Source organism: Flavobacterium sp. 1 (genome assembly GCF_002797935.1).
GTDB lineage: Bacteria > Bacteroidota > Bacteroidia > Flavobacteriales > Flavobacteriaceae > Flavobacterium.
The window spans coordinates 1455656-1482183 of sequence record NZ_PGER01000001.1; the positions used below are offsets into that span (position 1 = coordinate 1455656).

Sequence of the window (26528 nt, forward strand, 5' to 3'; positions counted from 1 at the left end):
TTTATCAATATGACAAAAAATGCATCAAAACATACTAAACCTTTAAAAATTCCAAAAATTATAATACTATCCAGTAAGGTTATTTCGTTTCTGTCAACAAAATGGGCTGTTGTCTTTGCATCTAAATTGTTTATTACCCCAATAAAACATAAGATTCCAAAACGAGAAAGTGAAATGGATGTAAAAAGCATACAGCAAATGATTACAATTCCGGCAATAGACAGAAAAGTTAATGTTTATGAATATGGCAAAAGTGATACTGACAAAAAAGTGCTATTAGTTCACGGCTGGTCAGGAAGGGGAACGCAATTGTATAAAATTGCCGATGAATTAATTAAATTAGGATATGCAACCGTAAGTTTTGATGCACCTGCACATGGTAAATCTCCAGGAAATAAGACTATTATGGTTGATTTTATTGCTTCTATTATTGAAATTGATAAACAATTTGGACCTTTTGAAGCTGTCATTGGTCATTCTCTAGGAGGAATGTCAGTAATGAATGCTATAAAGCAAGGTTTGATGGCAGATAAAGCTGTTATTATTGGAAGCGGCGATGTGGTGCAGGATATTACTGATGATTTTATTGCCAAATTGGGTTTAAAACCAATCATTAGTAAACAATTATGTGAGCGTTTTGAACAAAAATACGGAGGAAAAATGAATGATTACAGTGCTTATAAAGCAGCAGAAACAACTTTAATTCCAACTTTGGTTATTCATGACAAAAATGACCCTGAAGTACCAGTGAAATCAGGAATTAACATTCATAAACATCTTAAAAACGGAGAATTAATGCTGACTGAGAAATTAGGTCACAGAAAGATACTTGCAGATCACCAAGTGATTGAAAAAATAATTAATTTTATTAAAAAATAATAATCATGAATTATCCTATTGCAAAATCAGAGAAAGAATGGGAAGACGAATTAGGCGCGGAGCGTTATCGAATTCTTCGCCAGAAAGGAACAGAATATCCTCATACAGGAAAATATAATCTGCATTTTGAAAATGGACTTTATTGTTGTGGCGGTTGTGGCACTCCTCTGTTTGAAAGCAATTCTAAGTTTGATGCACATTGCGGCTGGCCATCATTTGATGAATCAATACCAGGAAAAGTAGAATACATACCGGATGCAACACATGGAATGACACGAACTGAAATTGTTTGTGCCAATTGTGGAGGTCATTTGGGGCATGTTTTTGAAGACGGTCCAACAAAAACGGGACAACGCTATTGTGTTAATTCTTTATCTGTTGATTTTAAAGAAAAATAATTTTTTTCTTATCCCATAAAAAAAACTTCGCAATGCCTGCGAAGCTTTTTTGTTATTATTTAAGAATGTATTAAAAAGCTACATTCCATCTTGGCAGTTTTCCAGTTTCATCCAAAAAATTTTGTAAAACCTGTCCTTCAACACTAGTTGGAATTGATTTTACACCATCATTAAAAGTTTCAAACCATAAAACTTCTATAGTGTCAATACCTTCTTTTTTCATTTGTGCTGGCCAAGAGTATTTTCTTCCTGTTTTTGCAAATTGCTGGCCATTTACAATTTTATCATAAAGACCTCCGTTTTTACTTTTTAGAGTTCCGTCGTTTTGAACTGTTCCTGTAGAACCAACCATGATTAATTCTTTAGTATCATTTGCAACAGCGTAAACAACAAAAACACCGCTTCCTGTTTCTGAAGCGTTACAAACTGTTTCTAAATTATCCTCTTGCGTAAACGTAAAATTTCCTTTTGCAGTAAACTTTTCTAATTCTTTGTACATATTTTCTATAATTAAAAAAATGCCTCACAAAATCGTGAGGCATTTTGGTATTTTATTTTTAAAATACTGAATATTAACCCAATACTTCTTTTACTTTTTTACCAATTTCAGCTGGAGAGTCAACAACGTGAATTCCGTTTTCTCTCATGATTTGTTTTTTAGCTTCAGCTGTATCGTCAGATCCTCCAACAATTGCACCTGCATGTCCCATTGTACGTCCTGCTGGAGCTGTAACTCCTGCGATGAAACCTACAACTGGCTTACGGTTACCATCAGCTTTGATCCATTTAGCAGCATCAGCTTCTAATTGACCTCCAATTTCACCAATCATGATGATAATTTCAGTTTCTGGGTCGTTCATTAATAATTCAACAGCTTCTTTAGTAGTTGTTCCAATGATTGGATCTCCACCAATTCCGATAGCAGTTGTGATTCCTAAACCTTGTTTTACAACTTGATCAGCAGCTTCGTAAGTTAAAGTTCCAGATTTTGAAACAATTCCAACAGTTCCTTTTTTGAAAACGAAACCTGGCATAATTCCAACTTTAGCCTCACCTGGAGTAATAACGCCTGGACAGTTTGGCCCAATTAATCTGGCATTTCTTTCTTTAACATAGCTATTAGCTTTAATCATATCAGCAACAGGAATTCCTTCTGTAATTGCAATGATTACTTTTATTCCAGCATCTGCAGCTTCCATAATAGCATCTGCAGCAAAAGCTGGTGGTACAAAAATAATTGTAGTATCAGCTCCAGCCTGCAAAACTGCATCTTTTACTGTGTTGAAAACGGGAAGGTCTAAATGTGTAGTTCCTCCTTTTCCTGGAGTAACACCACCAACAACATTTGTACCGTATTCAATCATCTGAGTAGCGTGGAATGTTCCTTCGCTGCCTGTAAATCCTTGAACAATTATTTTTGAATCTTTATTAACTAAAACACTCATGATATATTTTTTATGTAGTTTTTAAAATTGTTTGGCAAAAGTAAGTCTTTTGCAATTATTTTGTACTTTTTTATAATAAAAATAATTACGAAACTTGACTCATTTGATATCCTCTGTATAATTTATTATCTTTTATTTCCCATATAATCATAATATGAGCCAAAAACATTTCTTCTCTTGGATTTTCTATTGTTTTTACATAATGTGAAAAACGGACAGAAACCATATTCCCTTCTTCTACAATATGACTGATTCTTACCTTAGTTCGTACATAAGCTCTGCTGATATCATTAGTCAAATTTATTAGTGCTTCATAATCCATTTGAATAAATCCTTTGCTGCTATTCCAATCCAAAATACACTCAGGATGCAGATATTCTTTCATTATCGCAGTGTTAATGAAGGCATCTGATTTATAAAAACTTTTTACAATTTCTTTAGCAGACATAATTATTTCAATTTATTTAAAATTTCAGGAATCTTCTTAATGTTTGCTAATTGCTTTAATTTTTCTCTTGATTCTTGAATTGGCGTACCGAAATAACTTTTTCCGCCTTCTATTGATTTGGTTACACCTGTTTGCCCCATAATAATGGCATTGGCACCTATAGTAATACCGCTTGTAGTACCAACCTGTCCCCAAATTGTAACTTCATCTTCAATAATAACGCAGCCAGCAATACCAGTTTGGGAAGCGATTAAGCATTTTTTACCAATAATTGTATCGTGACCAACATGCACTTGATTATCAATTTTTGTACCTTCGCCAATAGTTGTATCTCCCGTAACTCCTTTGTCAATGGTGCAGAGAGCTCCAATTCCAACATTGTCTTTTATTACAACTCTGCCTCCTGACAGTAATTGATCATAACCTTCGGGTCTTTTTTTGTAATAAAAAGCATCAGCACCAAGAACAGAACCTGAATGTATAATCACATTATTACCTATAATAGTATGGTCATAAATGGTGACATTAGCATGTATCAGACAATTTTCGCCAATAACTACATTGTTTCCAATGAAAGCATTTGGCTGAATAATTGTTCCTTTTCCAATTTTGGAAGAAGGAGAAACTGTAATAGCTGCCTGCTCAAAAGGTTTAAAATGCTTTGTTAAAACATTGAAATCTCTAAAAGGATCGGTAGAAATCAACAACGCTTTACCATTTGGACATTCTACTTTTTTATTTATTAAAACAATCGTAGCTGCAGAATTTAATGCTTTGTCATAATATTTTGGATGATCTACAAAAACGATATCACCAGATTCCACAACATGAATTTCATTCATGCCATGAACAGGAAACAAAGCATCGCCAACAAACTCACATTCAAGCAAATTTGCAATATGCTGCAGAGAATAAACTTTTGGGAATTTCATAATTTAATATTCTGTATATAAAAAATCCGGATTTAGTTTAAACAACTGAATCCGGATTTTGGAAAAACTATGCTTTAACACGTTCCATATAAGAACCTGATGTAGTATCAATTTTAATTTTATCTCCCTCATTAATAAATAAAGGGACATTTACAGTAGCTCCAGTTTCAACGGTAGCAGATTTAGTTGCATTTGTAGCTGTGTTGCCTTTTATGCCTGGTTCGGCATAAGTGACTTCAAGGATTACAGATGCTGGCATATCTACAGAAAGAGGCAAGTCTGTCTCAGTGTTGATACTTACCATTACATTTTCACCTTCTTTTAATAAATCTGGTGAGTCAAGAATGTTTTTATTTAAAGAAATTTGTTCGAAAGTCTCTACATTCATAAAGTGGAATAAATCACCTTCAGGGTATAAAAATTGAAATTTGTGATTTTCAACTCTTACTTCTTCAATTTTATGTCCTGCAGAAAATGTATTGTCTAAAACTTTGCCATTACTCAAACTTCTTAATTTTGTTCTCACAAATGCAGGTCCTTTACCTGGTTTCACATGAAGAAATTCAATGATTTTGTAAATGTCATTGTTATATTTGATGCACAATCCGTTTTTAATATCTGATGTAGATGCCATTTTTTTGTTTATTTGTTGATTCGCTTATTTGTTGATTCGCTTATTCATTCCATCGGTTAAACGATTTAATAAATATACGGTTAACCTATTTTTTTTAATAATTTCCTGTGTATCCTTTCATAACCCCACGTGAAGAATTTCGAATAAAGTCTAATATTTCATCACGCTCTGTTGTTGCTTCCATTTCAGCTTCAATAATACCAATCGCTTGAGTTGTATTATAATTTTTTTGATAAAGAATTCGGTATATATCCTGAATTTCTCTGATTTTTTCTGTCGAAAACCCTCTTCGTCTCAGACCAATAGAATTGATGCCCACATAAGATAAAGGTTCCTTTGCCGCTTTAGTATATGGAGGAACGTCTTTTCTCAGCAAAGAACCGCCAGAAATCATTGCATGATCTCCAACGCTTATAAACTGATGTACGGCTGATAACCCGCCAATGACTGCATAATTACCAATAGTCACGTGACCACCTAGTAAAACACCATTTACAATGATCGCGTTATCTCCTACATGACAATCGTGAGCGATATGGGCAGCAGCCATAATCAGGCAATTATTTCCGATAGTGGTTTGCCCTGAAGCTATAGTTCCTCTATTAATAGTAACACATTCTCTAATTGTACAGTTATCTCCAATGATAGCAAGCGAATCTTCTCCGCCAAATTTTAAATCTTGGGGTACAGCTGCAATTACTGCTCCTGGAAAAATGTTACAATTTTTGCCAATTCGAGCACCTTCCATTATAGTAACATTAGAACCTATCCAAGTTCCATCTCCGATAATAACATTATTATGTATTGTTGTAAAAGGTTCAATTACAACATTTTTGGCGATTTTTGCACCTGGATGAACGTATGCTAACGGTTGATTCATATATTTTGTTTAATCGTTTAACTGTTAAATTGATTAATCGTTTACCCGATAATCAAATCAACAAAAAATTATTGTTTTCTGGCAATCTGTGCCATTAATTCAGCTTGCGCAACTAATCGTCCATTTGCATACGCATTTGCCTGCATGTGACAAATACCCCTGCGTATTGGAGTTATTAAATCACATTTAAAAATAAGCGTGTCTCCAGGCAATACTTTCTGCTTGAACTTCACATTGTCAATCTTCATGAAAAAAGTCAAATAATTTTCAGGGTCTGGAACTGTGCTTAAAACTAAGATTCCGCCTGTTTGAGCCATTGCTTCAACAATCAGAACTCCAGGCATTACGGGAGCATTAGGAAAATGCCCAACGAAGAAATTTTCATTCATTGTCACGTTTTTCATTCCTACTACATGGCTGTCAGACATTTCAATAATTCTGTCAATCAACAAAAATGGAGGTCTATGCGGTAACATAGCCATAATTTTATGGATATCCATTAATGGTTCTTGATTCAAATCATAAGTAGGAACATAATTTCTTTGTTCGTTTTTGATGATTTTTGACATTTTTTTTGCAAACTGAGTATTTACAAAATGACCTGGTTTATTGGCAATAATTTTTCCTTGAATTTTAGTTCCGATTAGTGCCAAATCACCAATTACATCTAATAATTTATGTCTTGCAGCCTCATTTGGATAATGCAAAGTAAGATTATCCAAAATTCCATTTGGCTTTACAGTAATTTCATCTTTGCCAAAAGCTTTTTTCAAGCTTTCCATTGTAGATTCAGAAATATCTTTGTCTACATATACAATAGCATTATTTAAATCTCCTCCTTTAATTAATCCATTTTCCAACAATGCTTCTAATTCATGCAAAAAACTAAATGTTCTTGCATTAGAAATTTCATTTTTGAAATCATTGATCGTTTTTAAGGTAGCATTTTGAGTACCTAATATTTTTGTACCAAAATCAACCATGGTTGTAACACTGTAATGATCGCTTGGCATTACCATGATTTCACTTCCAGAAGCTTCATCAGTAAAAGAAATTACTTCTTTTACTACATATATATTACGGTTTAATTCTTGCTCTATAATTCCTGCTTCTTCAATTGCTTCCATGAAAAATTTTGAAGAGCCGTCCATAATTGGAAGTTCAGAAGCATCTAGTTCGATAATAATGTTATCCAAATCAGAACCCATCAAGGCTGCCAAAACATGCTCAGGTGTTTGGATTTTGACACCCAATTTTTCTAAATTAGTACCACGTTGTGTATTAACTACATAATTAGCATCAGCTTCAATAACAGGATGGCCTTCAAGATCTACACGAACAAATGTAAATCCATTGTTAACCGGAGCAGGCTTGAAAGTCATTTTTACTTCTTTTCCAGTATGCAGTCCAACTCCTGTTAACGAAATTTCTGTTTTGATGGTCTTCTGTTTAACCATTGTTTCCATTTTTTTGGTTTAATATTTGTTTTTTTAACTCTTCTATTTCTCTCACCAGTTTTGGTAAATTCTTAAAATGAACATACGATTTACTAAAATCAGAATATCCAAAAGTTGGACTTCCCTGCAGTACTTCGTTGTCTTTTATATTGCGTCCAACTCCAGATTGAGCCTGAATACGGACATTATTTCCTATTGTTAAATGGCCTACAACCCCTACTTGTCCTCCAATCATGCAGTTATATCCTATTTTTGTTGAACCCGCTATTCCCGATTGAGCTGCAATAACTGTATTGTTTCCGATTTCAACATTATGAGCAATTTGAACTTGATTGTCAAGCTTTACTCCTGCTCTGATAATTGTAGATCCTAATGTTGCTCTGTCAATAGTAGAATTGGCACCAATATCTACATTATCTTCAATAATTACATTTCCAATCTGCGGGATTTTATCATAAGTTCCGTCTTCATTTGGGGCATAACCAAAACCATCTGCACCAATAATTGCTCCTGAATGAATGGTGCAATTATTACCAATTACTGTTTCGGAATAAATTTTGGCACCAGCAAAAATAATCACATTATTTCCAATAGAAACATTGTCACCAATAAAACTTCCTGGATATATTTTTACATTATCCCCTACTGTTACATTGTCACTTATATAACTAAAACTTCCCAAATATAGATTTTCGCCGTAAACAGCACTTTCCGAAATAAAAGAAGGATTTTCAATACCGTTTTTATTCAATTTTACCTGATTATAAAATTCAAGTAATTTTGAAAATGCCTTATAGGCATCATTTACTTTTATAAGTGTTGTGTTTATTGGGGTTTCAGGAACAAAAGTATCATTAACAATTGTAATTGAGGCTTTTGTCGTATATATAAAATTTGTATATTTAGGATTCGATAAAAAAGTAAGCGACCCTTCGGTTCCCTCTTCAATTTTAGATAAGCGACATACTTCAATATTGGGATTACCAACAATCTCTCCTTCTAATATTCCTGCTATTTGTTCAGCTGTAAATTTCATCTTATTGTATTGTATTTTTAAAAAGTATAAGATGGAACATACTAAAAGTTAGTTCTCACGATATATAATAAAAATAGATTGGCTTAATTCATGGCGACAAAAATATAAAAAATAGGTTTTAAATGTTAATTTAAAAGCAGTTGTTTTGGAAAACAAATATAATACTTGGTTACCAACCTTGATAACGACTTCAAATTCAGCTGGTCAGAGGCTTCTACAACATCTTCAATAGTGGCATCTTTATTTAATATTCGTATGGGTTCAGCTATTTTGCTGTAGGCCTGGCTTTTTATTTTTCCTTTGAAAATGAAATAATTGGTTTCTGCCAAAGAAATTTTATTTTGAACAGAAAAACGTTCCTTTTGTATTTGCAGTTCTTCTAAAGAAACCTTGTCATTGGTTAATTTTATCTTTAATAAGTCTCTGTTAATAATCATTTTACTTAACGAGGAAAGAATAAAATCATCATGATCTTCCCAAGTTTTTAAAGCACTAATAATGTCAAAATCATCGAGCTTAGTAAATAGTTTTACTGTTTTTTGGTCGAAAGTTTCTAAGGTCACTTTATTTTGCATAAAAAACAATAGTGATTTACTGCAAGGCAGAACAATTCCTCTTTCGGTCAATTCTTTGGCTCGTTTTAGCGTTTTGGTCAAAATTAGCTCGGCTACCAAACTTGTTTTATGTAAATATACTTGCCAATACATCAATCGTCTTGACATCAAAAACTTTTCGACTGAGTAAATTCCTTTTTCTTCAATGACCAATACATCATCAACTACATTCATCATCTGAATCAATCTTTCAGAATTAACATTCCCTTCGGAAACTCCAGAATAAAAACTGTCTCTCTTTAAGTAGTCCATACGATCCATATCAAGCTGGCTAGAAATCAATTGCAGCATGAATTTCCGATCATATTCTCCTTTAAAAACTTGAATAGCCAGACTCAATTGACCATTAAATTCAATATTGAGCTGATTCATTAATAATAACGAAATTTCTTCATGATGTACATCTTCCACAATACTGCTTTCCATTGCGTGAGAAAATGGACCATGTCCTATATCGTGCAACAATATAGCAATGTATAAGGCGTTTTCTTCTGTCGGGCTGATTTTTACTTCTTTAAAACGCAATACATCAACTGCCTTTTGCATTAGGTGCATGCATCCTAAAGCATGATGGAAACGGGTATGATTAGCTCCTGGGTACACTAAATAGGACAATCCCATTTGCGAAATACGTCTTAAACGTTGAAAATAAGGATGCTGAACTAAATCGTATATTAAAGCGTTAGGAATGGTAATGAACCCATAAATGGGATCATTAAATATTTTAAGTTTGTTTATTTGGGACACTATTAAGTATTTTTTAAGGAAAACAAATATAGTTAAAATAGTATATATCAGTTTGTACAGAATTTGTAATAATGAGCAATCGTTAAGATCTTATTTTTCTATTTTAAAATAATTTGGGCGTGCCATCGTAAATTAAGAACTTTTGGAAAATTATAAAGAACTGCGTTCAATATATTTAAATTCATTTTTAATTATTTCTTTTTTATTTGACAATATCAAATCAGCAGCAAGCACTCCCATAGCTCTAAAGTTAGTACTAATAACTGTAATATCAAGTAATGATTTAAGCGGGGTTTCATTGTAAGAAACTACCCCTACATCCTTTCCTAGTACAAGGTTTTTGGATTTGGTTTGCTGGACTAAATCGACCAAATCTGATTCCTCAATTACTATATAAGCATCTTTGCTTTCAAAGTTTAAACAGTTATTAATATCGTCTATTACCTCAAAATTAAAATTATAAGAAATACAGAATGCCTTAAAGCCGGTAATAATAAGCCGTGGATATGGAAACACAGCATTATTTGGATAAATCAAAATGATTTTTTCATACTTTTTAAGCTTCTCTAATGCTTGTTCCAATGCATGGAAAATATCATTTTTAAAATCTTGGCATACTGCACCATAACTTCCGGTAATTCCCTCTTTTACGGTATCCAGTAAAATAAGTTTGTCTTTGGGCATATTTTGAAGAGCCTCGAAAGCTTTATCTGTATAGCTGACATGAGTATTGCTTTCGTTTTTAAAATGAGGCATAATTACGTAGTAATCAAACATGCCTAAGCTTTTTTTCAAAGCATCTATAAAAAGATTTTCATCACAATAATAAAAAGATACCGAAATATTCCCTTTGCCGCCTATTGTATCCACAAAAGCATTACAAATTTCCATCTTGTAAGAACTTGGCTTGTTAATCAGGAAAAAAATAGTAAGCTTGTCTGAAGAACTGTTTCTATTGATAAAATTGCCAACTCCCTTAACGGAAATAATTAGATTTTTGGTTCGCAAATATTTATAGGCTTTTTGAATTGTATCTCTTGATAGGGAGCTTACCTGACTTAATTCATTAATGGAAGGTATTTGTTGTCCTGCTTCTAGTATTCCTGAATTTATATCATTTATGAAACATTCGGCTACCTGCATATATTTAGGTGTGCTCGAATGTGTGCTGACAATTAATTTTAATTTTTGTTGTTGCATGATACTTATGATGTTAACAGCGATGTAATGTTTTAAACAAGAGGATATTAAAGTTTTTTTTATACTTTAAAAACTGTTTTGAGTATAATTCGTAGCATTGAGTTTATAATCATTTTAAAATATACTTAATTTATAGAAAATTGATTCAAAAATAATAAAAATCTAGACTCAGAATGTTTTCCTGATCTAATATATCATTAAACATTTTTTTTCAATATAGAGCAAAAAAAAACTTCTCAATAAATTTGAGAAGTTTTGTGGGCGATGAGGGGTTCGAACCCCCGACCCCCTCGGTGTAAACGAGGTGCTCTGAACCAGCTGAGCTAATCGCCCTATTGCGATTGCAAATATACAACTAGAACTCGTAATTGCAAGCAAAATTCAAAAAAATCTAAGAAAAAATAATTGGTTTTTCTTTAATTACTCATAAACAGTGTTTTATTTAAAAAATGAATATCGATATTTTTTTTGTTACGAACTTCTTATAGCCTTACATTTGCGTCATAAAACAAAAACAATGGCGCGATTCCAAGAAAATGATTTACCTAAATCAAAAATTACTGCAAGTTCACTGCAAAAAGCAATCCTGATTTTTAAATATGCAGATAATCACAAATGGAAATTTTATTTGGGATTGGTTTTCTTACTCCTTACTAGTGTTACTGCCCTAGCCTTTCCTAAATTTATGGGAATGCTCGTGGATTGTGTTAATAAAAAGGATGCACATTTAGCCAATCAAATTGCATTGGGATTGGGTTTGGTGTTATTATTGCAATCATTATTCTCTTTTTTCAGGCTTTCATTATTTGTCAATTTTACAGAAAATACATTGGCAAATGTTCGTTTGGCTCTTTATACCAACTTGGTTAAATTACCAATGTCTTTTTTTTCTCAAAAGCGTGTAGGTGAATTGAATAGCCGAATCACTAATGATATTACTCAAATTCAAGATACGTTGACCACTACAATTGCAGAGTTTTTAAGGCAGTTTATATTAATTATCGGGAGTTTTGCCATGCTGGCCAGCATCAATATTAAATTGACGATTATGATGGTTTCGGTGGTACCGTTTGTTGGTGTTGCAGCTGTTATTTTTGGTCGGTTTATTCGAAAATATTCGAAAAAAGTGCAGGATCAAGTGGCCGAAAGCCAAGTCGTTGTTGAAGAAACGATGCAGGGAATCAGTATTGTTAAGGCTTTCGCTAATGAATGGTACGAAATTGCACGTTATAAAGAAAGAATTAAAGAAGTTGTTAAAATGGGTATTAAGGGTGGACAGTTTAGAGGCTTTTTTGCGTCCTTTATTATCATCTGTTTATTCGGAACGATTGTGGCTGTTGTTTGGTACGGTGTACAATTGAGCATTGCTGGCGAAATCACGGTTGGACAATTATTTACCTTTATATTGTATTCCAGTTATGTAGGAGCATCTTCAGGCGGTATTGCCGAATTATATGCACAAATGCAAAAAGCAATTGGTGCGACCGAAAGAGTTTTTGAACTATTGGATGAAACACCTGAAAAAATTAATTCAAATGTGCATATCCCTTCTATAAATAAGATTAAAGGAGATGTTACTTTTAAGAATGTTACTTTTAGTTATCCGTCCAGAAAAGAAGTTCAGGTTTTGAAAGGTATTAATTTTTCTGCCAATTTTGGTCAAAAAATAGCTCTTGTTGGGCCAAGCGGAATGGGGAAATCGACCATTGCTTCTTTATTACTGCGCTTTTATGATATCGAAAGCGGCGAAATTTTAATTGATGGAAAAAATATTTATGATTTTGACCTAGAAAATCTGCGCGGTAATATGAGTATTGTTCCGCAAGATGTGATTCTGTTTGGCGGAACCATTAAAGAAAACATTGCTTACGGTAAACCTAATGCTACCGATGAAGAAATTATTATGGCTGCTAAGCAAGCCAACGCTTATGTCTTTATTGAAAGTTTCCCCGAGAAATTCGAAACAATTGTTGGAGAAAGAGGAATTAAACTTTCGGGAGGACAAAGACAGCGAATTGCCATTGCGCGCGCATTATTAAAAAATCCTTCGATATTAATTTTGGACGAAGCGACTTCATCTTTAGACAGTGAAAGCGAAAAATTGGTTCAGGAAGCATTAGAAATTTTAATGGAAGGAAGAACCAGTATTATTATTGCTCACCGTCTTTCCACGATTCGTTCTGCCGATCAGATTTTGGTGCTCGATAACGGAAAAATTAGCGAACAGGGAACGCATCAGGAGTTAATTAATTTAGAAAATGGACTGTATAAAAACTTGAGTAATTTACAGTTTAGTAATTCTTAATTTCCAAATTTAATGCCAATAAAAAAATCCATTTGTTTTTAGCAAATGGATTTTTTTATAAAATAGATACAGTTTTCGGAATTCTAAATATCTGAAAACAACTGGTGGAATTCTATTTCCCTTTTCTTCTGTTGCGTTCTGCTTTAATCATAGAAAGCTCACGGCTGGTTTGTCCTGCAACCGAAGTGTTTTCTTCGGCACGGCGAATTAAGTATGGCATAACATCTTTAACAGGTCCAAAAGGCAGGTATTTGGCAATATTATAGCCATTGGAAGCCAAATTGTAGCTAATATTATCACTCATTCCATATAATTGGCCAAACCAAATTCTGTTATCGTTAGAAGGAATTCCTTTTACTTTCATTAATTCCATTAGTTTATAGGTACTTTCTTCATTGTGCGTTCCTGCAAAAATCGACATAGTATCTAAATGTTCTATCATGTATAGGACAGCTGCGTCATAATTTACATCAGAGGCTTCTTTGGAAGCGCATATTGGTGTTGGATATCCTTTTTCTTCGGCGCGAAGATTTTCTTTTTCCATATAAGCGCCGCGAACTAATTTCATTCCAATATAAAATCCTTCTGCTTTGGCTTGTTCATGCAATTGTTTCAAATAATCCAAACGATCCCAGCGGTACATTTGAAGTGTGTTGAAAACAATTACTTTTTCTTTATTGTATTTGCGCATCATTTCAGTAACCAAATCATCAGCGGCTTCTTGCATCCAGCTTTCTTCAGCATCAATCAATAATGCCACATTTTTTTTATGAGCTTCACCGCACACTTGATCAAAACGTGCTGCTACCCTATCCCATTCAGATTGTTCTTCAGAAGTTAGTGCTTGTTTTTCTCCAATTTTCTCATATAAATCCAATCGGCCTAAACCTGTAGGTTTAAATACTGCAAAAGGAATTGCTTTGCGTTCTTTGGCAAACTCAATGGTTTTTAAAGTCATTTCCAATGCCGCATCAAATTGGTTTTCTTCTTCTTTTCCTTCTACAGAATAATCCAAAACTGACGAAACTCCTTTGGTAAACATTTTATCTACAACCGATAAACAGTCATCTTCGTTTATGCCTCCGCAAAAATGGTCAAAAACTGTCGCTCGAATTAAACTTTCAACAGGAAGATTTGCCTTTATGGCAAAATTGGTAACTGCTGTTCCAATACGTACTAAGGGCTGGCTATTGATTAATTTGAAAAGAAAATAAGCTCTGTCGAGCTCAGTATCACTTTTTAGAGCAAACGCAATTTGTGTGTTATTGAAAATATTATCCATTTTTTGTTATATTTTTTCTGCAAATATAAAGAGAGTAAGTCATTATTATTAGCAAAATTTACCTTATTTTGCGCTTTTAATTAAAATAAAATGATGCAATCTATTCAAGCCAATAATTATCCAGTTCATTTCAATGAAACTGCTTATGAAAGACTAAACCAACACCTAAAAGAGAACAAATATTCTAATCTTTTTATCATTGTAGATAGTAATACGAATGAATATTGCCTGCCTAAATTACTCCCGTTATTAGAAACCGATTTGACGATAGAAATCATAGAATTTGAAGCAGGAGAAGTCAATAAAAACATAGAAACTTGTATTGAAATTTGGAATGTCTTGACAGAACTTGGAGCTGACAGGAAAACGCTGATTATTAATATTGGTGGTGGTGTTGTAACTGATTTAGGCGGTTTTGTGGCTTCTACTTTTAAAAGGGGTGTTGATTTTATTCATATCCCTACCACTTTATTATCGATGGTTGATGCTTCTGTTGGTGGAAAAAACGGTGTTGATTTAGGAAATTTGAAGAATCAGATTGGTGTAATCAATACTCCAAAAATGGTTTTGATTGATACAGCCTATCTTGAAACGGTTCCTCAAAATGAAATGCGTTCTGGTCTTGCAGAAATGCTGAAACACGGTTTAATTTTTGATAAAACATACTGGGAATCATTTTTGGATATTAAAGCAATTGATTTTGACCAGTTAGATTCTTTAATACATCGTTCTGTTGAAATTAAGAATATTATCGTAATGCAGGATCCTACTGAAAAAAATATCAGAAAGTCACTAAATTTTGGGCATACACTGGGACATGCTATCGAAAGTTATTTTTTAGAAAATCAAAACAAAACTACATTACTGCATGGAGAAGCAATTGCTGTAGGAATGGTGCTGGAGAGTTATATATCATTGCATAAAAATTTGATTACCGAAGAGGAATACAATGAAATAAAATCTACTCTAAAGACAATATATGATGACGTAGTTTTTGAAGAAAATGATATTGATCCGATACTTGAATTACTAATTCATGACAAGAAAAATGAGTATGGAATGATACAATTTGCATTAATTGAAGGCATCGGAAAAATTAAAATTAATCAATCTGTTGATAACGAATTAATTCTAAACGCTTTTCAGGATTATAAATCTTAGCTATTTTTTAATAAAAAGGATTGCTTTGCGTTTATATTATTTTTTACATTTGCCACAATGAATAATAATCAAAATACTAAAAATTTTTCTACTAAAAGAAACAGAAACAATAGAGCTTTTTTGAGCATATTGAAACGTTTCTATGGTATAAAAGGAAATTTTAGTTTTGATGTATTTCAATATTTTAAGGCAGATTATGATGAACTTCAGATTATCTATGCCAACATTAGAGTTTGATGCTATATTAATTCTATTTTTTAAATATAATTAATTCATAAAATTCTAAAACAAATGAATACAAAATATTCTGACTTAATAAATCAAACGTATTACTTTCCGCAAGAAGAATTCAAATTAAACAAAGACAACCTTCAGTTTCATAATATCGATTTAATGAAGTTGGTAGAAACGTATGGTACTCCTTTGAAATTCACGTATTTACCACAAATTTCCAATAACATTAGTAAAGCCAAAAGCTGGTTTCGTAAATCGATGGAAAAAAATAAATACGAGGCAAAATATTTTTATTGTTATTGCACAAAAAGCTCTCATTTTGAATATGTTATGAATGAAGCTTTCAAGAACAACATTCATATTGAAACATCTTCTGCTTTTGATATTAATATTGTTGAAAATTTATTAGAGAAAGGAAAAATTAACAAAAGCACTTATATCATTTGCAATGGTTTCAAAAGAGACCAATACATTGAAAATATTGCCCGCTTAGTTAATAATGGGCATAAGAATACCATTCCAATTATTGATAACTATGAGGAATTAGATTTACTTCAAGGACAGATCAATGGCAAATTTAAAATCGGAATAAGAATTGCAGCTGAAGAGGAGCCAAAATTTGAATTTTATACCTCTCGATTGGGAATTGGATACAAAAACATTGTTCCATTCTATAAAAAAGAGATAAAAGAGAATAAAAATTTGGAGCTCAAAATGTTGCACTTTTTTATTAATACTGGAATCAATGACAATGCTTATTATTGGAATGAGCTGGTAAAATGTATCAAGGTATATGTGGCTTTGAAAAAAGAATGCCCTACCCTTGATGGCTTAAATATTGGTGGTGGTTTTCCAATCAAAAATTCTTTGGCTTTCGAATACGATTACCAGTATATGATTGACGAAATTATCAATCAGATTAAAATTGCCTGTGATGAAGCTGAAGTTGATGTTCCAAATATTTTTACTGAATTTGGTTCGTTTACAGTTGGAGAAAGTGGTGGTGCCATCTATCAGGTATTGTATCAAAAACAGCAAAATGACAGAGAGAAATGGAATATGATTGATTCCTCTTTCATTACAACTTTACCGGATACTTGGGCAATAAACAAGCGTTTTATTATGTTGGCCATTAACAGATGGAATGAAACCTACGAAAGAGTTTTATTAGGCGGAATGACTTGTGATAGTGATGATTATTACAACTCTGAACAAAATATGAATGCCATTTATCTTCCAAAATACAATAAGGAAAAACCATTGTATCTAGGGTTTTTCAATACAGGAGCTTATCAAGAAACTATTGGTGGTTTTGGAGGATTACAACACTGTTTGATACCACAGCCAAAGCACATTTTGATTGATCGTGATGAGAATGGAATATTGGCAACCGAAGTATTTTCGGAACAGCAAACAGCTGAGGATGTACTAAAAATATTGGGTTATAATAAATAATAAAATATTAGGTTATAATGAATAAAAATTGGGATCTAGGGAATATAATATTTATAAATTCCTTTTATTTGTGATATCCAAATCTCTAGTAACCTTTTTAACATAAAAACAAAAAAGAAAAAAAAGAATATGAGTAAAGGACCAATCAGTCAGTTTATTGAAAAGCATTATCTGCATTTCAATTCTGCATCTTTAGTTGACGCTGCAAAAGCTTATGAGCAGCAATTAGCCAATGGTGCAAAAATGATGGTAAGTATGGCTGGTGCAATGAGTACCGCTGAAATTGGAAAGATTTTTGCCGAAATAATTCGTCAGGATAAAGTTCAGATTATTTCTTGTACAGGAGCTAATCTTGAAGAAGATATTATGAATTTGGTAGCACATTCTCACTACGAAAGAGTTCCAAACTATCGTGATTTAACTCCTCAGGATGAATGGGATTTGTTAGAAAGAGGATTGAACAGAGTTACAGATACTTGTATTCCGGAACATGAAGCTTTTCGTCGTCTTCAAAAACACATTTACAAAATTTGGAAAGAAGCTGATGACAAAGGAGAAAGATATTTTCCTCATGAATTCATGTACAAAATGTTGCTTTCTGGTGTCTTAGAAGAATATTATGAAATAGATTTGAAAGACAGCTGGATGTATGCAGCTGCTGAGAAAAATTTGCCTATTATTGTGCCGGGATGGGAAGACAGCACAATGGGAAATATTTTCGCATCATACGTTATCAAGGGGGATTTGAAAGCATCGACGATGAAATCAGGTATTGAATATATGGTTTTCTTATCTGATTGGTATCCAAAAAACAGTACTAATGGTGTTGGTTTCTTTCAAATTGGTGGAGGTATCGCAGGAGATTTCCCAATTTGTGTAGTGCCAATGCTGTACCAGGATATGGAAATGCATGATATTCCATTTTGGAGTTATTTCTGTCAAATTTCAGATTCTACAACCAGTTACGGATCTTATTCTGGAGCGGTTCCTAATGAAAAGATTACTTGGGGTAAATTAGATATTACTACTCCGAAGTTCATTATCGAATCAGATGCTACGATTGTAGCTCCATTAATTTTTGCCTATTTGTTAGATTTATAATAATTATTTATGAAAAGAATAATAGTTGATTACGCCAAATTGACCAACGAAATTTTGAATCTTTTGGTCGAAAAATTTCCTGATGGTTATGATGATTCAGACATCATTAGATTTAGAAATGCCAAAAATGAATTAATTGAAGCTGTAGAAGTTAAAACTGAAGATACTATTTATTTAGTAAAAGTAAGTACTAAGCTTGCTGACAGAATTGGAAATTACGATGAAGATGATGAAATTGATGATGATGTTGTTGAACCAATCAGCGGTTTAGAATTAGACGTTGAAGATGCAGACGACGACGATGATGACGATGAAGACGACAATGATAAACCAGATTTAGACGGTGATGACGATGATGAAGATTCTGATAGTAAAGACATCGCAGATGATGACGATGATGAAGACGATGAAGATTAATTTTTAATTAACTAAAAATATAGAAAAGGAACTCCAATTTGAGTTCCTTTTTTTATTATATTTATTTTTCAAATATTATATGAGCCAAAATGACAACAGCAATTCTACACGCCAAACTTAAAGAAAATTTTGGGTTTGAAAAATTCAGACCTAATCAAGAAGAAATTATTAATTGCATACTTTCTGGAAAAGATACTTTGGCAATTATGCCAACTGGAGGGGGAAAATCAATATGTTTTCAACTTCCTGCTTTAGTCTTTCCAGGAATCACAATTGTTATTTCACCATTAATTGCCCTGATGAAAGATCAGGTGGACAGTTTGAAAGCAAACGGAATTGACGCCTGTTTTATTAACAGCAGCCAATCATCTGATGAGCAGCAATTTCATATTCAAAATTTGAAAGACAATAAAGTCAAACTTGTTTATGTTGCACCAGAAAGTTTATCGTTTTTAGAAAATGCATTTAGTCAGATAGTTGTGAGCTTAATTGCTATTGACGAAGCACATTGTATTTCTGCATGGGGACATGATTTTCGACCTGCATACACCAATTTGGGATATCTTAAAAACCGCTTCGCCTCTACTCCAATCTTGGCATTGACGGCAACAGCTGATAAAGCTACGCGCACTGATATTTCTGAGCAGTTAAATTTAATTAGTCCAGAAATCTTTGTTTCTTCTTTTGATAGGAAAAATTTAAGTTTGGAAGTGAGACCGGCTTTGGATCGTGTTAAGCAAATTATAGAGTTTATAAAAAATAAGCCAAATGAATCAGGCATTGTCTATTGCCTAAGCCGAAAAACTACGGAAGAGCTTACCGAAAAATTGCAAAAAACAGGAATTAAAGCCAAAGCCTATCATGCGGGTTTGGATAGTAAAATACGATCTAAAACTCAAGACGAATTTATCAGCGATGATTGTCAGGTGGTTTGTGCGACGATTGCTTTTGGAATGGGAATTGATAAATCAAATGTTCGTTGGGTAATTCATTATAATTTACCAAAAAATATTGAAGGTTATTATCAGGAAATCGGAAGAGCAGGCCGTGACGGATTACCGTCTGAAACCGTTTTATTCGAAAGTTATGGTGATATGATTCAGTTGCAAAAATTTGCTTCCGAAGGTTTGAATGCTGATGTTCAATTGGCAAAATTGGAAAGAATGAAACAATACGCGGATGCATTGAGTTGCCGCAGAAAAATATTACTTTCTTATTTTGGTGAATTGGTAACTGAAAATTGTGGCAATTGTGATATTTGTAAAAATCCTCCCGCTTTTTTTGACGGAACAATAATTGCACAAAAAGCTTTATCAGCTGTGATTCGTTTGCAGGAATCAGAAGCCCTTCCTGTTATTGTAGATTTTTTAAGAGGTTCTAAAAATGCTTCTATCTACGACAAAGGTTATCAAAATTTAAAAACCTACGCAGTTGGTGCAGATATTTCGTGGTATGACTGGAATCAATACTTAATCCAATTAATAAATTTGGGCTATTGCGAAATTGCTTTCCATCAGCAGAATAAAATAAAATTAACTCCTTTTGCAAAAAAAGTATTATTTGAAGGAGAAAAAGTGCAGTTGACAACAGTTCAAAAAATGAATGCAAAAGCAGTTGAGCCTAAAATAGCTAAAATAAAATCGGCTGGGAATTCTCTTTTTGAAGTTCTTAGAAAACTGCGTTCTGAAATTGCCAAAGAAGAAGAAGTTCCAGCCTACATTATTTTTAATGATGCCACTTTGAAACAGTTCGAAATTCAGCGGCCAATGAGTGATTCCGAATTTCTGGCAATTGATGGAGTTGGAAAAGCAAAGCTTGAAAAATATGGTGATGCATTCATAAAAGCAATTATTGAATTTCATAAAAGCAAACCGGTAAGAGTAAAAAAAGAAAATACTACTTACAAAGAAACTTTAGAACTGTTTCAAAATGGAATGACCGTTGAAGAAATTGCGCTACAGAGAAAACTATTAGTTCCAACAATAATTTCACATTTAGCAAAATTATACAGTGACGGTTATCCAATAGATTTAGGCATTTTTATAAACGAAGAAGAAATTGCAAAAATTGCAGAAGCAAAAATTAAACTGGAAGCTCCAAACGCTTTGAAACCTTATTTTGATTTTTTTGAAGAACAGCTTCCTTATGATAAAATCAGAATTGGTTTGGCTATACTCGAAAAAGAAAATACAGTACTTTAATTTTATGAGAATACATTCATTTTTACATTTTGTAAATTCAGAAACTGAAATATTAATTTTGGGAACTATGCCTGGAGCTATGTCTTTGGAAAAACAAGAATATTATGCCCATCCAAGAAATCATTTTTGGAAAATAATCTGTACACTTTTTGAGGCATTGCCAATTCCTGTAAATTTTGAAGATAAAATTAAAATTCTTGGAGAAAATAAAATTGGGATTTGGGATGTCTTAGAAAATTGTGAAAGAAAAGGAAGTCTAGATATTCATATAAAAAAACACAAAGAAAATGATTTTGAATTTTTGGTTAAAAAATTTCCTGGTATAACCAAGATTATTTTTAATGGAAAACAGAGTCATGCTTTTTTTATAAAGAGATTTGGACAAATAGAAGGTATCACTTATTTTGTGATGCCTTCAACCAGTCCTGCAAATACTATGTCTTTTGAGAATAAGTTAAAAATTTGGTCGAGCTGTTTTCAATAAAAAAATTAACTTTTATAAATATCTTTCTGCAAAAACTTTTTGATGATGTTTAAGATGACCTAGAATTAAAAAGCCTAAAGCTCTTACCGAAACTTCATGACCTGATGCAGTTCCAATTCTTCTTAATTGTTCATCAGAAAAACTTTTGAACATCAATAAATTGGAATGTCTCACCGCAGAAAACTCAGTTAATAAATCTTGAATGCTTCTGCTTTTCGCATCTGTATTGTCGACATAATCATTTTCTTCAAAACCAGGTAAAGGTGTTTTGTCGTTTCTGGAAATTCTAAGCGCACGGTAGCTAAAAATTCTTTCGGCATCAATAATGTGCTGAATGATTTCTTTGATAGTCCATTTGCCTTCAGCATAACTGTAATCAAATTTGTCCAAGGGAATATTTTGAACAAATTTGATAAAGTCGTGCAAACTAATTTCTAATTCTTCAAATAATTCAACATTTTCTAATGCTTGTATATATGTAGCATTAAATTTAGAATATTCATTTACTGGCAATTGATTGGAATTCATAATGACAATTTTTTAGAAATTTAGAATTTAATTTTTGTATCAGTTTTTTAAGCAGAATTTCTACTTGCATTGGTATTGCCAAAAAGAGAACGGGTCACAATTTTTTCATACACTTTTATCAAGTTCAAATCTGGGTTTTCGGCTTTATTAAGTTCACTGATTTTTAGTAAAGCATATTGTTGTATTGTCAACAATGGTAATACAATACGTTCTCTCATTTGAATAGAAGCTATACCATCCGGGTAATTTTCCATCAATTCAGCATGTCCTGCAATTTTTAATAATAATCTTTTTGTTTCCAAAAATTCATCATAAATAATCTGCCAAAAAGCACCAAATTCAGGATCCTTGCTCATGTATGCAGTTAATGGGAAAAATGATTTTGCCAATGACATCATACTGTTTTCAAGCAAGGTTCTGAAAAATAATGAATCATTATATAAATTTTGAACTTTATCCCATTGGTTATTATTTTCGAAATGTTTTAAAGCAGTACCTACTCCAAAAAATCCTGGAACATTTTGTTTTAATTGACTCCAAGAACCCACAAATGGAATTGCTCTCAAATCAGCAAAATCAAGACTTTCTGATTTGCTTCTTTTGGAAGGACGGCTTCCAATATTCGTTTTTGCATAATATTTTAGAGTACTCATCTGTTCCAAATATGGAATAAATTTGGGATGGTTTTTGAAACTCAAATATTTATCATACCCTAATTCAGCCATTTGATCCAAAATCGCTTTTTCATCTGCACTTAGCTGATTTTGACCTTGATTGAATACTTGATTAGCCACACCAGCACTCAAAAGGTTTTCCAAATTATAGCGGCATGAATCCAATGTTCCAAAATTTGAACTGATGGTTTGTCCCTGAATTGTAATTTGGATTTCATTATTTTCAATATTCGGACCTAATGAAGCATAAAATTTATGGGTTTTTCCTCCGCCACGTGCTGGAGGTCCGCCACGCCCATCAAAAAATATAACATGAATTCCATATTTTCTGGACATTTCAGTCAAAGCTTCTTTTGCTTTATATATGCTCCAGTTTGCCATTAAATAGCCACCGTCTTTTGTTCCGTCAGAAAAACCTAGCATTATTGTCTGTTTGTTATTTCTGTTTTGCAAATGCTGAACATATTCAGGATTTGTGTATAATGTTTCCATCACTAAATGTGCATTATGCAAATCATCTACTGATTCAAAAAGCGGAATAATATCTACGGTAGCATTTTCCCAATTGCATAATTTAAATAAGGCAAAAGTTTCCATAACATTAAGTGCGCTTTCGTTATTACTTATGATATAACGGTTGGCTCCAAATTCTCCATTGTTTTCTTGAATTGTTTTGATACATTGAATGGATTCAATAGTAGATCTTGTCATTTCATTTTCAAAATCAGCTGCATCTAAATTACCTTTCAGAGTTGACAATACTTCTAATTTTTTTTCCTCAGTTAATTGGAAATAATCAGCAGGGAAAACATTTTCTTTTGATTTTGAGTAATAATCCACAATATCATAAAAAACAGTTTGATGAATTTTACTGTTTTGTCTGATATCTAAAGTAGCAAAATGGAAACCAAATAAATTTATGCGAATAAGCAAGGCATCTATCTGATCAACATATAGTGACTGATGCTGCTCAATTATTATGGTTTTTATTTTATTTAACTGCAGTTTAAATTCATCAAGTGTAATAAAAATATCTCCTTTTGAATAAAAAACAGAACGGTATAATTTTTGCTCAAGCTCCATTACCAGTGAATCTACAACTGGAAAAGTTAACTTTCTTTTTAAATTTCTTATTTCAAAATAATAACATTTTAAAATTGAAGTTCTCAAACGCTCAGCAACTTTCAGTGTGATTTCTGTAGTAACAAATGGGTTACCGTCACGGTCACCGCCTGGCCAGAAACCAAGTTTAATTAATGGATTTTTTATAGACTCACCTTCAAAAACATTTTTTTGCAGATAATGAACCATCTCTCCAGAAGTGTTATAAAAAACATTTTCCAGATACCAAATTAAACTAACAGCTTCATCATAAGGATTCGGTTTTTCATTTTGAATAAAAGGTGTTTTTCCTAATTGAGCTAATAATTGTTTTATTTCTAATAGATTGTTCTTTCTAAGAGCTTCTGTCAAATCATTAATAATTCCTAAAACAGAACCAGGATAAAATTGAGTTGGGTGAGCTGTTAAAACAGTACGAACATTAAAATTTTCTAAGAAATTAATTAATTCCTCTTTATTGCCTCTGACGTCAGATTTCTCTTTAATATCACGAAGAGAACCTCTCCCTTCCATATTGTTTACCACAGGAAAAGCAGCATCTTCAATGGCATCAAATAAAACAATCTGACGCTCAATATATTGTATAAAGTGAAACATTAGATTAATTTTATCTTTTTCAGAATCACTATGCATGTATTTATCTGAAAAAAAGTCGAATATTTCTGTAGGAGTTTTTTGCTTTTTGAAGCCGGAATCGCATAGTTCTGTAAAAATAGGCAACAAAACACCAGTATTATCGACAGAATCAAAAGGCAATGTTATAAAAACGCTATTGTAAATATGATATTTAGATAAAACATTTTCGTTAAAACGCTCTATTTTAGGTAACGTATACATAATTAAACTATTAGTTGGTTGATTAATCTAACATAAAAAAACCCCAAGATTACGCTTGAGGTTATATTTATATATAGCATTCAAGATTTTTTACATTTCTTTGAAAATGGTATGCATCAAACGCTTTTTATCATTTATGCTTTCCTCAAGAGAAATCATAGTTTCTGTTCTATAAACACCCTCGATATCATCAATCATAAAAATAACATCTTTTGCATGCTTAGTGTCTTTTGCTCTTATCTTGCAAAAAATATTGAATTTGCCAGTAGTTACAGAAGCTACAGTTACAAATGGAATTTCATTAATACGCTCTAAAACAAATTTAGTTTGAGAAGTATTATTAAGAAACACACCTACATAAGCAATAAATGAATATCCTAATTTATCATAATCAAGGACTAAAGAAGACCCCATTATGATACCAGCATCTTCCATTTTTTTAACTCTAACATGCACCGTTCCAGCTGAAATCAATAATTTTTTAGCAATGTCAGTAAACGGAACTCTTGTGTTGTCTATCAACATATCTAAAATCTGGTGATCTACTTCATCTAAACGAAACTTACTCATAATTCTTTTATTATACGGTTATTTGCTACTAAAAAAGTTAAAATTATAAATAAAAATTAAATAAACAGCGAAAAAATCAATTTTTTAATTTTCCATTAACGAAAAAAACTTTTTCATCAAAATTAAAATCTGCTTTTTGATTTTCATTGGGTCTGTTATTTTGTCCGTCTCTATATAATGCTTGTTTGGCATCATACTCATAATGACCACAATACCCTTTTAAATCGCCTGCTTGAACTATGTAAGCATTAAAATTTATTCTATTGTCAATTAACTCTTCCTTATATTGAGCCACAAAATTCGTGATTATTTCATTACCATCATAATTTATTTTGACATTTTTATACATAAAATCAAAAAAAACAACATTATTCTGAGGAATGTTTAAATATTTATCATTTCTATTACCAACTATATCGTTTTCGTTAAGAATAATAAAACTCGACAGTAAAGATATAAACACGAATTTTCTTGTTTTTTCTCTCTCATAATCATCTGGATAGTGACCTGCTTCAAATAATATTGTTGGAACACCTAGATACTGAAAAGTATCTCCAATGCAGTTAATATTGAAAGAGTCATCAAATCGGCCTACCTGTCCTGGAATATAATTCTGCAAAACTTCATTAATGCCTGCAATCAGGTTAATAGCTTTTAATCTGGACTCATTTACCTCTCTTTCTTCATTATAAGAAGGTGCCAAAAAAGAAACAGTTGCGGGTTTTCCTGTATCGGCAACACCAAAAATAGTACGCTGATCATGCAGATTAAAACAATAATCAGGTTTAAAATTCTCAAAAACAGATCGGAGTATTTTGCTTTCTGGCTGTGTAAGATCCTGTGAATCCCTATTTAAATCTATATTATTAGCATTTGCACGGGTATATAATTTTGCTCCATCAGGATTTAGCATTGGAATACAATAAAAAGTAAAGCTTTCTAAAAGTTCTTTAGCTAAATCTGATCCGCTAATAAGAAGATTTATGAAATCGAATAGTGCTTTGGTCGTTGTACTTTCGTTTCCGTGCATTTGCGACCAGAGATAAATTTTGGTTTTGCCATTGCCATTTTGATAACTGTAAATGGGTTTTCCCAAAACGGATTCACCAATTATTTTCACATCTTTTTTAAGAGTTCGCTGTTTAATAATGGCTCAATATTATCTAATGTGATATAACGGCCCTGAATAGTTTTTTCTTTGTTTTGATTGAATAGTTCTTCTAAATTCATGTCTCAATATTTGATTTACAAAAGTAAACATCTTTATTTTTACATTTGTAAACAATGATTTTTAAAAATTTATTAAAATTGTAAACCCTCTTTTAAAAGTTAAGTATACAAAAGTATATTTAAGATGAATCTTAAATAATAACTTTAATTTCAGTTATTAAATACTATAAAATTAGACAGTTAAATATATTTACTTGTATTTATTGATTAATATTATAAATCTTAAATTTAGGTTTTAACATTGTAAATTAGGCTAT

24 protein-coding genes, 1 tRNA gene and 1 pseudogene are annotated in these 26528 nt (G+C 32.2%); 10 read left to right on the forward strand and 16 right to left on the reverse strand.

The window, feature by feature from the left end:
- Nucleotides 1-9: 9 nt before the first annotated feature.
- Both CLU83_RS05885 and msrB read left to right on the forward strand, forming a co-directional pair.
- Nucleotides 10-879 (forward strand): alpha/beta hydrolase, encoded by an 870-nt coding sequence (locus CLU83_RS05885; protein WP_100430755.1) that lies wholly within the window; start codon nt 10-12, stop codon nt 877-879.
- Between the two features lie 5 nt (nt 880-884).
- Nucleotides 885-1277, forward strand: coding sequence for a peptide-methionine (R)-S-oxide reductase MsrB (gene msrB / locus CLU83_RS05890; protein WP_100430756.1), 393 nt, complete (start codon nt 885-887; stop codon nt 1275-1277).
- A gap of 70 nt (nt 1278-1347) precedes the next feature.
- Here msrB and CLU83_RS05895 read toward each other — a convergent pair whose 3' ends face one another.
- The 11 genes from CLU83_RS05895 to CLU83_RS05945 form a co-directional block, all read right to left on the reverse strand.
- Nucleotides 1348-1776 (reverse strand): hypothetical protein, encoded by a 429-nt coding sequence (locus tag CLU83_RS05895; RefSeq protein ID WP_100430757.1) that lies wholly within the window; start codon nt 1774-1776, stop codon nt 1348-1350.
- 73 nt (nt 1777-1849) lie between these two features.
- Nucleotides 1850-2722 carry a succinate--CoA ligase subunit alpha gene (gene sucD / locus CLU83_RS05900; RefSeq protein ID WP_100430758.1) on the reverse strand — a complete coding sequence of 291 codons (873 nt, stop codon included), beginning with the start codon at nt 2720-2722 and terminating at the stop codon, nt 1850-1852.
- Between the two features lie 85 nt (nt 2723-2807).
- Complete coding sequence (locus tag CLU83_RS05905) at nt 2808-3170, reverse strand: hypothetical protein (RefSeq protein WP_100430759.1); 363 nt, start codon at nt 3168-3170, stop codon at nt 2808-2810.
- Nucleotides 3171-3172: 2 nt separating this feature from the next.
- Entirely contained in the window at nt 3173-4102 is a 930-nt protein-coding gene (locus tag CLU83_RS05910; protein WP_100430760.1) for a UDP-3-O-(3-hydroxymyristoyl)glucosamine N-acyltransferase, read from the reverse strand.
- Nucleotides 4103-4169: 67 nt separating this feature from the next.
- Nucleotides 4170-4736, reverse strand: coding sequence for an elongation factor P (efp, locus tag CLU83_RS05915; protein WP_100430761.1), 567 nt, complete (start codon nt 4734-4736; stop codon nt 4170-4172).
- Nucleotides 4737-4830: 94 nt separating this feature from the next.
- Nucleotides 4831-5616 (reverse strand): acyl-ACP--UDP-N-acetylglucosamine O-acyltransferase, encoded by a 786-nt coding sequence (lpxA, locus tag CLU83_RS05920; protein ID WP_100430762.1) that lies wholly within the window; start codon nt 5614-5616, stop codon nt 4831-4833.
- A 68-nt stretch (nt 5617-5684) separates the two neighbouring features.
- Nucleotides 5685-7073 (reverse strand): bifunctional UDP-3-O-[3-hydroxymyristoyl] N-acetylglucosamine deacetylase/3-hydroxyacyl-ACP dehydratase, encoded by a 1389-nt coding sequence (locus CLU83_RS05925; RefSeq protein WP_100433632.1) that lies wholly within the window; start codon nt 7071-7073, stop codon nt 5685-5687.
- Nucleotides 7066-8109 (reverse strand): UDP-3-O-(3-hydroxymyristoyl)glucosamine N-acyltransferase, encoded by a 1044-nt coding sequence (lpxD, locus tag CLU83_RS05930; RefSeq protein WP_100430763.1) that lies wholly within the window; start codon nt 8107-8109, stop codon nt 7066-7068. Before lpxD ends, CLU83_RS05925 begins: the two co-directional genes overlap by 8 nt.
- 125 nt (nt 8110-8234) lie before the next feature.
- Nucleotides 8235-9470: an HD domain-containing protein gene (locus tag CLU83_RS05935; RefSeq protein WP_100430764.1), complete on the reverse strand. Its 1236-nt coding sequence runs from the start codon at nt 9468-9470 to the stop codon at nt 8235-8237.
- A 150-nt stretch (nt 9471-9620) separates the two neighbouring features.
- Nucleotides 9621-10670 (reverse strand): GntR family transcriptional regulator, encoded by a 1050-nt coding sequence (locus CLU83_RS05940; RefSeq protein ID WP_100430765.1) that lies wholly within the window; start codon nt 10668-10670, stop codon nt 9621-9623.
- A 258-nt stretch (nt 10671-10928) separates the two neighbouring features.
- A tRNA-Val gene (locus CLU83_RS05945) sits at nt 10929-11003 on the reverse strand.
- A 184-nt stretch (nt 11004-11187) separates the two neighbouring features.
- Between CLU83_RS05945 and CLU83_RS05950 the strand changes: the two genes are divergently transcribed.
- On the forward strand, nt 11188-12975 hold the full coding sequence (locus CLU83_RS05950; RefSeq protein WP_100430766.1) for an ABC transporter ATP-binding protein: 1788 nt from the start codon (nt 11188-11190) through the stop codon (nt 12973-12975).
- A gap of 112 nt (nt 12976-13087) precedes the next feature.
- Here the strand turns inward: CLU83_RS05950 and CLU83_RS05955 are convergent, their stop codons facing one another.
- Nucleotides 13088-14257, reverse strand: coding sequence for a proline dehydrogenase family protein (locus tag CLU83_RS05955; RefSeq protein WP_100430767.1), 1170 nt, complete (start codon nt 14255-14257; stop codon nt 13088-13090).
- Between the two features lie 93 nt (nt 14258-14350).
- Between CLU83_RS05955 and aroB the strand changes: the two genes are divergently transcribed.
- The 7 genes from aroB to CLU83_RS05990 all read left to right on the forward strand — a co-directional run bounded on the left by aroB (nt 14351) and on the right by CLU83_RS05990 (nt 21310).
- The gene (aroB, locus tag CLU83_RS05960) at nt 14351-15418 is read left to right on the forward strand and encodes a 3-dehydroquinate synthase (protein ID WP_100433633.1); all 1068 of its coding nucleotides are present in this window, start codon (nt 14351-14353) and stop codon (nt 15416-15418) included.
- Nucleotides 15419-15475: 57 nt separating this feature from the next.
- A complete protein-coding gene (locus CLU83_RS05965) occupies nt 15476-15655 on the forward strand; it encodes a hypothetical protein (protein ID WP_100430768.1) in 180 nt (59 codons plus the stop codon).
- A gap of 54 nt (nt 15656-15709) precedes the next feature.
- Nucleotides 15710-17107, forward strand: a complete 1398-nt coding sequence (locus CLU83_RS05970; protein ID WP_100430769.1) for an arginine decarboxylase — start codon at nt 15710-15712, stop codon at nt 17105-17107.
- Nucleotides 17108-17236: 129 nt separating this feature from the next.
- Nucleotides 17237-18208 carry a deoxyhypusine synthase family protein gene (locus CLU83_RS05975; RefSeq protein WP_100430770.1) on the forward strand — a complete coding sequence of 324 codons (972 nt, stop codon included), beginning with the start codon at nt 17237-17239 and terminating at the stop codon, nt 18206-18208.
- Nucleotides 18209-18217: 9 nt separating this feature from the next.
- Nucleotides 18218-18625, forward strand: a complete 408-nt coding sequence (locus CLU83_RS05980; protein WP_100430771.1) for a DNA primase — start codon at nt 18218-18220, stop codon at nt 18623-18625.
- A gap of 89 nt (nt 18626-18714) precedes the next feature.
- A complete protein-coding gene (recQ, locus tag CLU83_RS05985; RefSeq protein WP_100430772.1) occupies nt 18715-20826 on the forward strand; it encodes a DNA helicase RecQ in 2112 nt (703 codons plus the stop codon).
- 4 nt (nt 20827-20830) lie between these two features.
- A complete protein-coding gene (locus tag CLU83_RS05990) occupies nt 20831-21310 on the forward strand; it encodes a DNA-deoxyinosine glycosylase (protein ID WP_100433634.1) in 480 nt (159 codons plus the stop codon).
- Nucleotides 21311-21322: 12 nt separating this feature from the next.
- Here CLU83_RS05990 and CLU83_RS05995 read toward each other — a convergent pair whose 3' ends face one another.
- From CLU83_RS05995 to CLU83_RS06010, 4 genes and pseudogenes are all read right to left on the reverse strand, one after another.
- Nucleotides 21323-21838 (reverse strand): DinB family protein, encoded by a 516-nt coding sequence (locus tag CLU83_RS05995; RefSeq protein WP_100430773.1) that lies wholly within the window; start codon nt 21836-21838, stop codon nt 21323-21325.
- 47 nt (nt 21839-21885) lie between these two features.
- A complete protein-coding gene (locus tag CLU83_RS06000) occupies nt 21886-24471 on the reverse strand; it encodes a phosphoenolpyruvate carboxylase (protein ID WP_100430774.1) in 2586 nt (861 codons plus the stop codon).
- 90 nt (nt 24472-24561) lie between these two features.
- Nucleotides 24562-25041 carry an Lrp/AsnC family transcriptional regulator gene (locus tag CLU83_RS06005; protein WP_024981770.1) on the reverse strand — a complete coding sequence of 160 codons (480 nt, stop codon included), beginning with the start codon at nt 25039-25041 and terminating at the stop codon, nt 24562-24564.
- Nucleotides 25042-25117: 76 nt separating this feature from the next.
- Nucleotides 25118-26271, reverse strand: a pseudogene (locus CLU83_RS06010) (M14 metallopeptidase family protein).
- Between the last annotated feature and the right edge of the window lie 257 nt (nt 26272-26528).

Bases quoted from the DNA above. Each gene is read 5' to 3' on its own strand.
- CLU83_RS05885 (WP_100430755.1), top strand. From the start codon at position 10: ATGACAAAAAATGCATCAAAACATACTAAACCTTTAAAAATTCCAAAA.
- msrB (WP_100430756.1), top strand. From the start codon at position 885: ATGAATTATCCTATTGCAAAATCAGAGAAAGAATGGGAAGACGAATTA.
- CLU83_RS05895 (WP_100430757.1), bottom strand. From the start codon at position 1,776: ATGTACAAAGAATTAGAAAAGTTTACTGCAAAAGGAAATTTTACGTTT.
- sucD (WP_100430758.1), bottom strand. From the start codon at position 2,722: ATGAGTGTTTTAGTTAATAAAGATTCAAAAATAATTGTTCAAGGATTT.
- CLU83_RS05905 (WP_100430759.1), bottom strand. From the start codon at position 3,170: ATGTCTGCTAAAGAAATTGTAAAAAGTTTTTATAAATCAGATGCCTTC.
- CLU83_RS05910 (WP_100430760.1), bottom strand. From the start codon at position 4,102: ATGAAATTCCCAAAAGTTTATTCTCTGCAGCATATTGCAAATTTGCTT.
- efp (WP_100430761.1), bottom strand. From the start codon at position 4,736: ATGGCATCTACATCAGATATTAAAAACGGATTGTGCATCAAATATAAC.
- lpxA (WP_100430762.1), bottom strand. From the start codon at position 5,616: ATGAATCAACCGTTAGCATACGTTCATCCAGGTGCAAAAATCGCCAAA.
- CLU83_RS05925 (WP_100433632.1), bottom strand. From the start codon at position 7,073: ATGGTTAAACAGAAGACCATCAAAACAGAAATTTCGTTAACAGGAGTT.
- lpxD (WP_100430763.1), bottom strand. From the start codon at position 8,109: ATGAAATTTACAGCTGAACAAATAGCAGGAATATTAGAAGGAGAGATT.
- CLU83_RS05940 (WP_100430765.1), bottom strand. From the start codon at position 10,670: ATGCAACAACAAAAATTAAAATTAATTGTCAGCACACATTCGAGCACA.
- CLU83_RS05950 (WP_100430766.1), top strand. From the start codon at position 11,188: ATGGCGCGATTCCAAGAAAATGATTTACCTAAATCAAAAATTACTGCA.
- CLU83_RS05955 (WP_100430767.1), bottom strand. From the start codon at position 14,257: ATGGATAATATTTTCAATAACACACAAATTGCGTTTGCTCTAAAAAGT.
- aroB (WP_100433633.1), top strand. From the start codon at position 14,351: ATGCAATCTATTCAAGCCAATAATTATCCAGTTCATTTCAATGAAACT.
- CLU83_RS05965 (WP_100430768.1), top strand. From the start codon at position 15,476: ATGAATAATAATCAAAATACTAAAAATTTTTCTACTAAAAGAAACAGA.
- CLU83_RS05970 (WP_100430769.1), top strand. From the start codon at position 15,710: ATGAATACAAAATATTCTGACTTAATAAATCAAACGTATTACTTTCCG.
- CLU83_RS05975 (WP_100430770.1), top strand. From the start codon at position 17,237: ATGAGTAAAGGACCAATCAGTCAGTTTATTGAAAAGCATTATCTGCAT.
- CLU83_RS05980 (WP_100430771.1), top strand. From the start codon at position 18,218: ATGAAAAGAATAATAGTTGATTACGCCAAATTGACCAACGAAATTTTG.
- recQ (WP_100430772.1), top strand. From the start codon at position 18,715: ATGACAACAGCAATTCTACACGCCAAACTTAAAGAAAATTTTGGGTTT.
- CLU83_RS05990 (WP_100433634.1), top strand. From the start codon at position 20,831: ATGAGAATACATTCATTTTTACATTTTGTAAATTCAGAAACTGAAATA.
- CLU83_RS05995 (WP_100430773.1), bottom strand. From the start codon at position 21,838: ATGAATTCCAATCAATTGCCAGTAAATGAATATTCTAAATTTAATGCT.
- CLU83_RS06000 (WP_100430774.1), bottom strand. From the start codon at position 24,471: ATGTATACGTTACCTAAAATAGAGCGTTTTAACGAAAATGTTTTATCT.
- CLU83_RS06005 (WP_024981770.1), bottom strand. From the start codon at position 25,041: ATGAGTAAGTTTCGTTTAGATGAAGTAGATCACCAGATTTTAGATATG.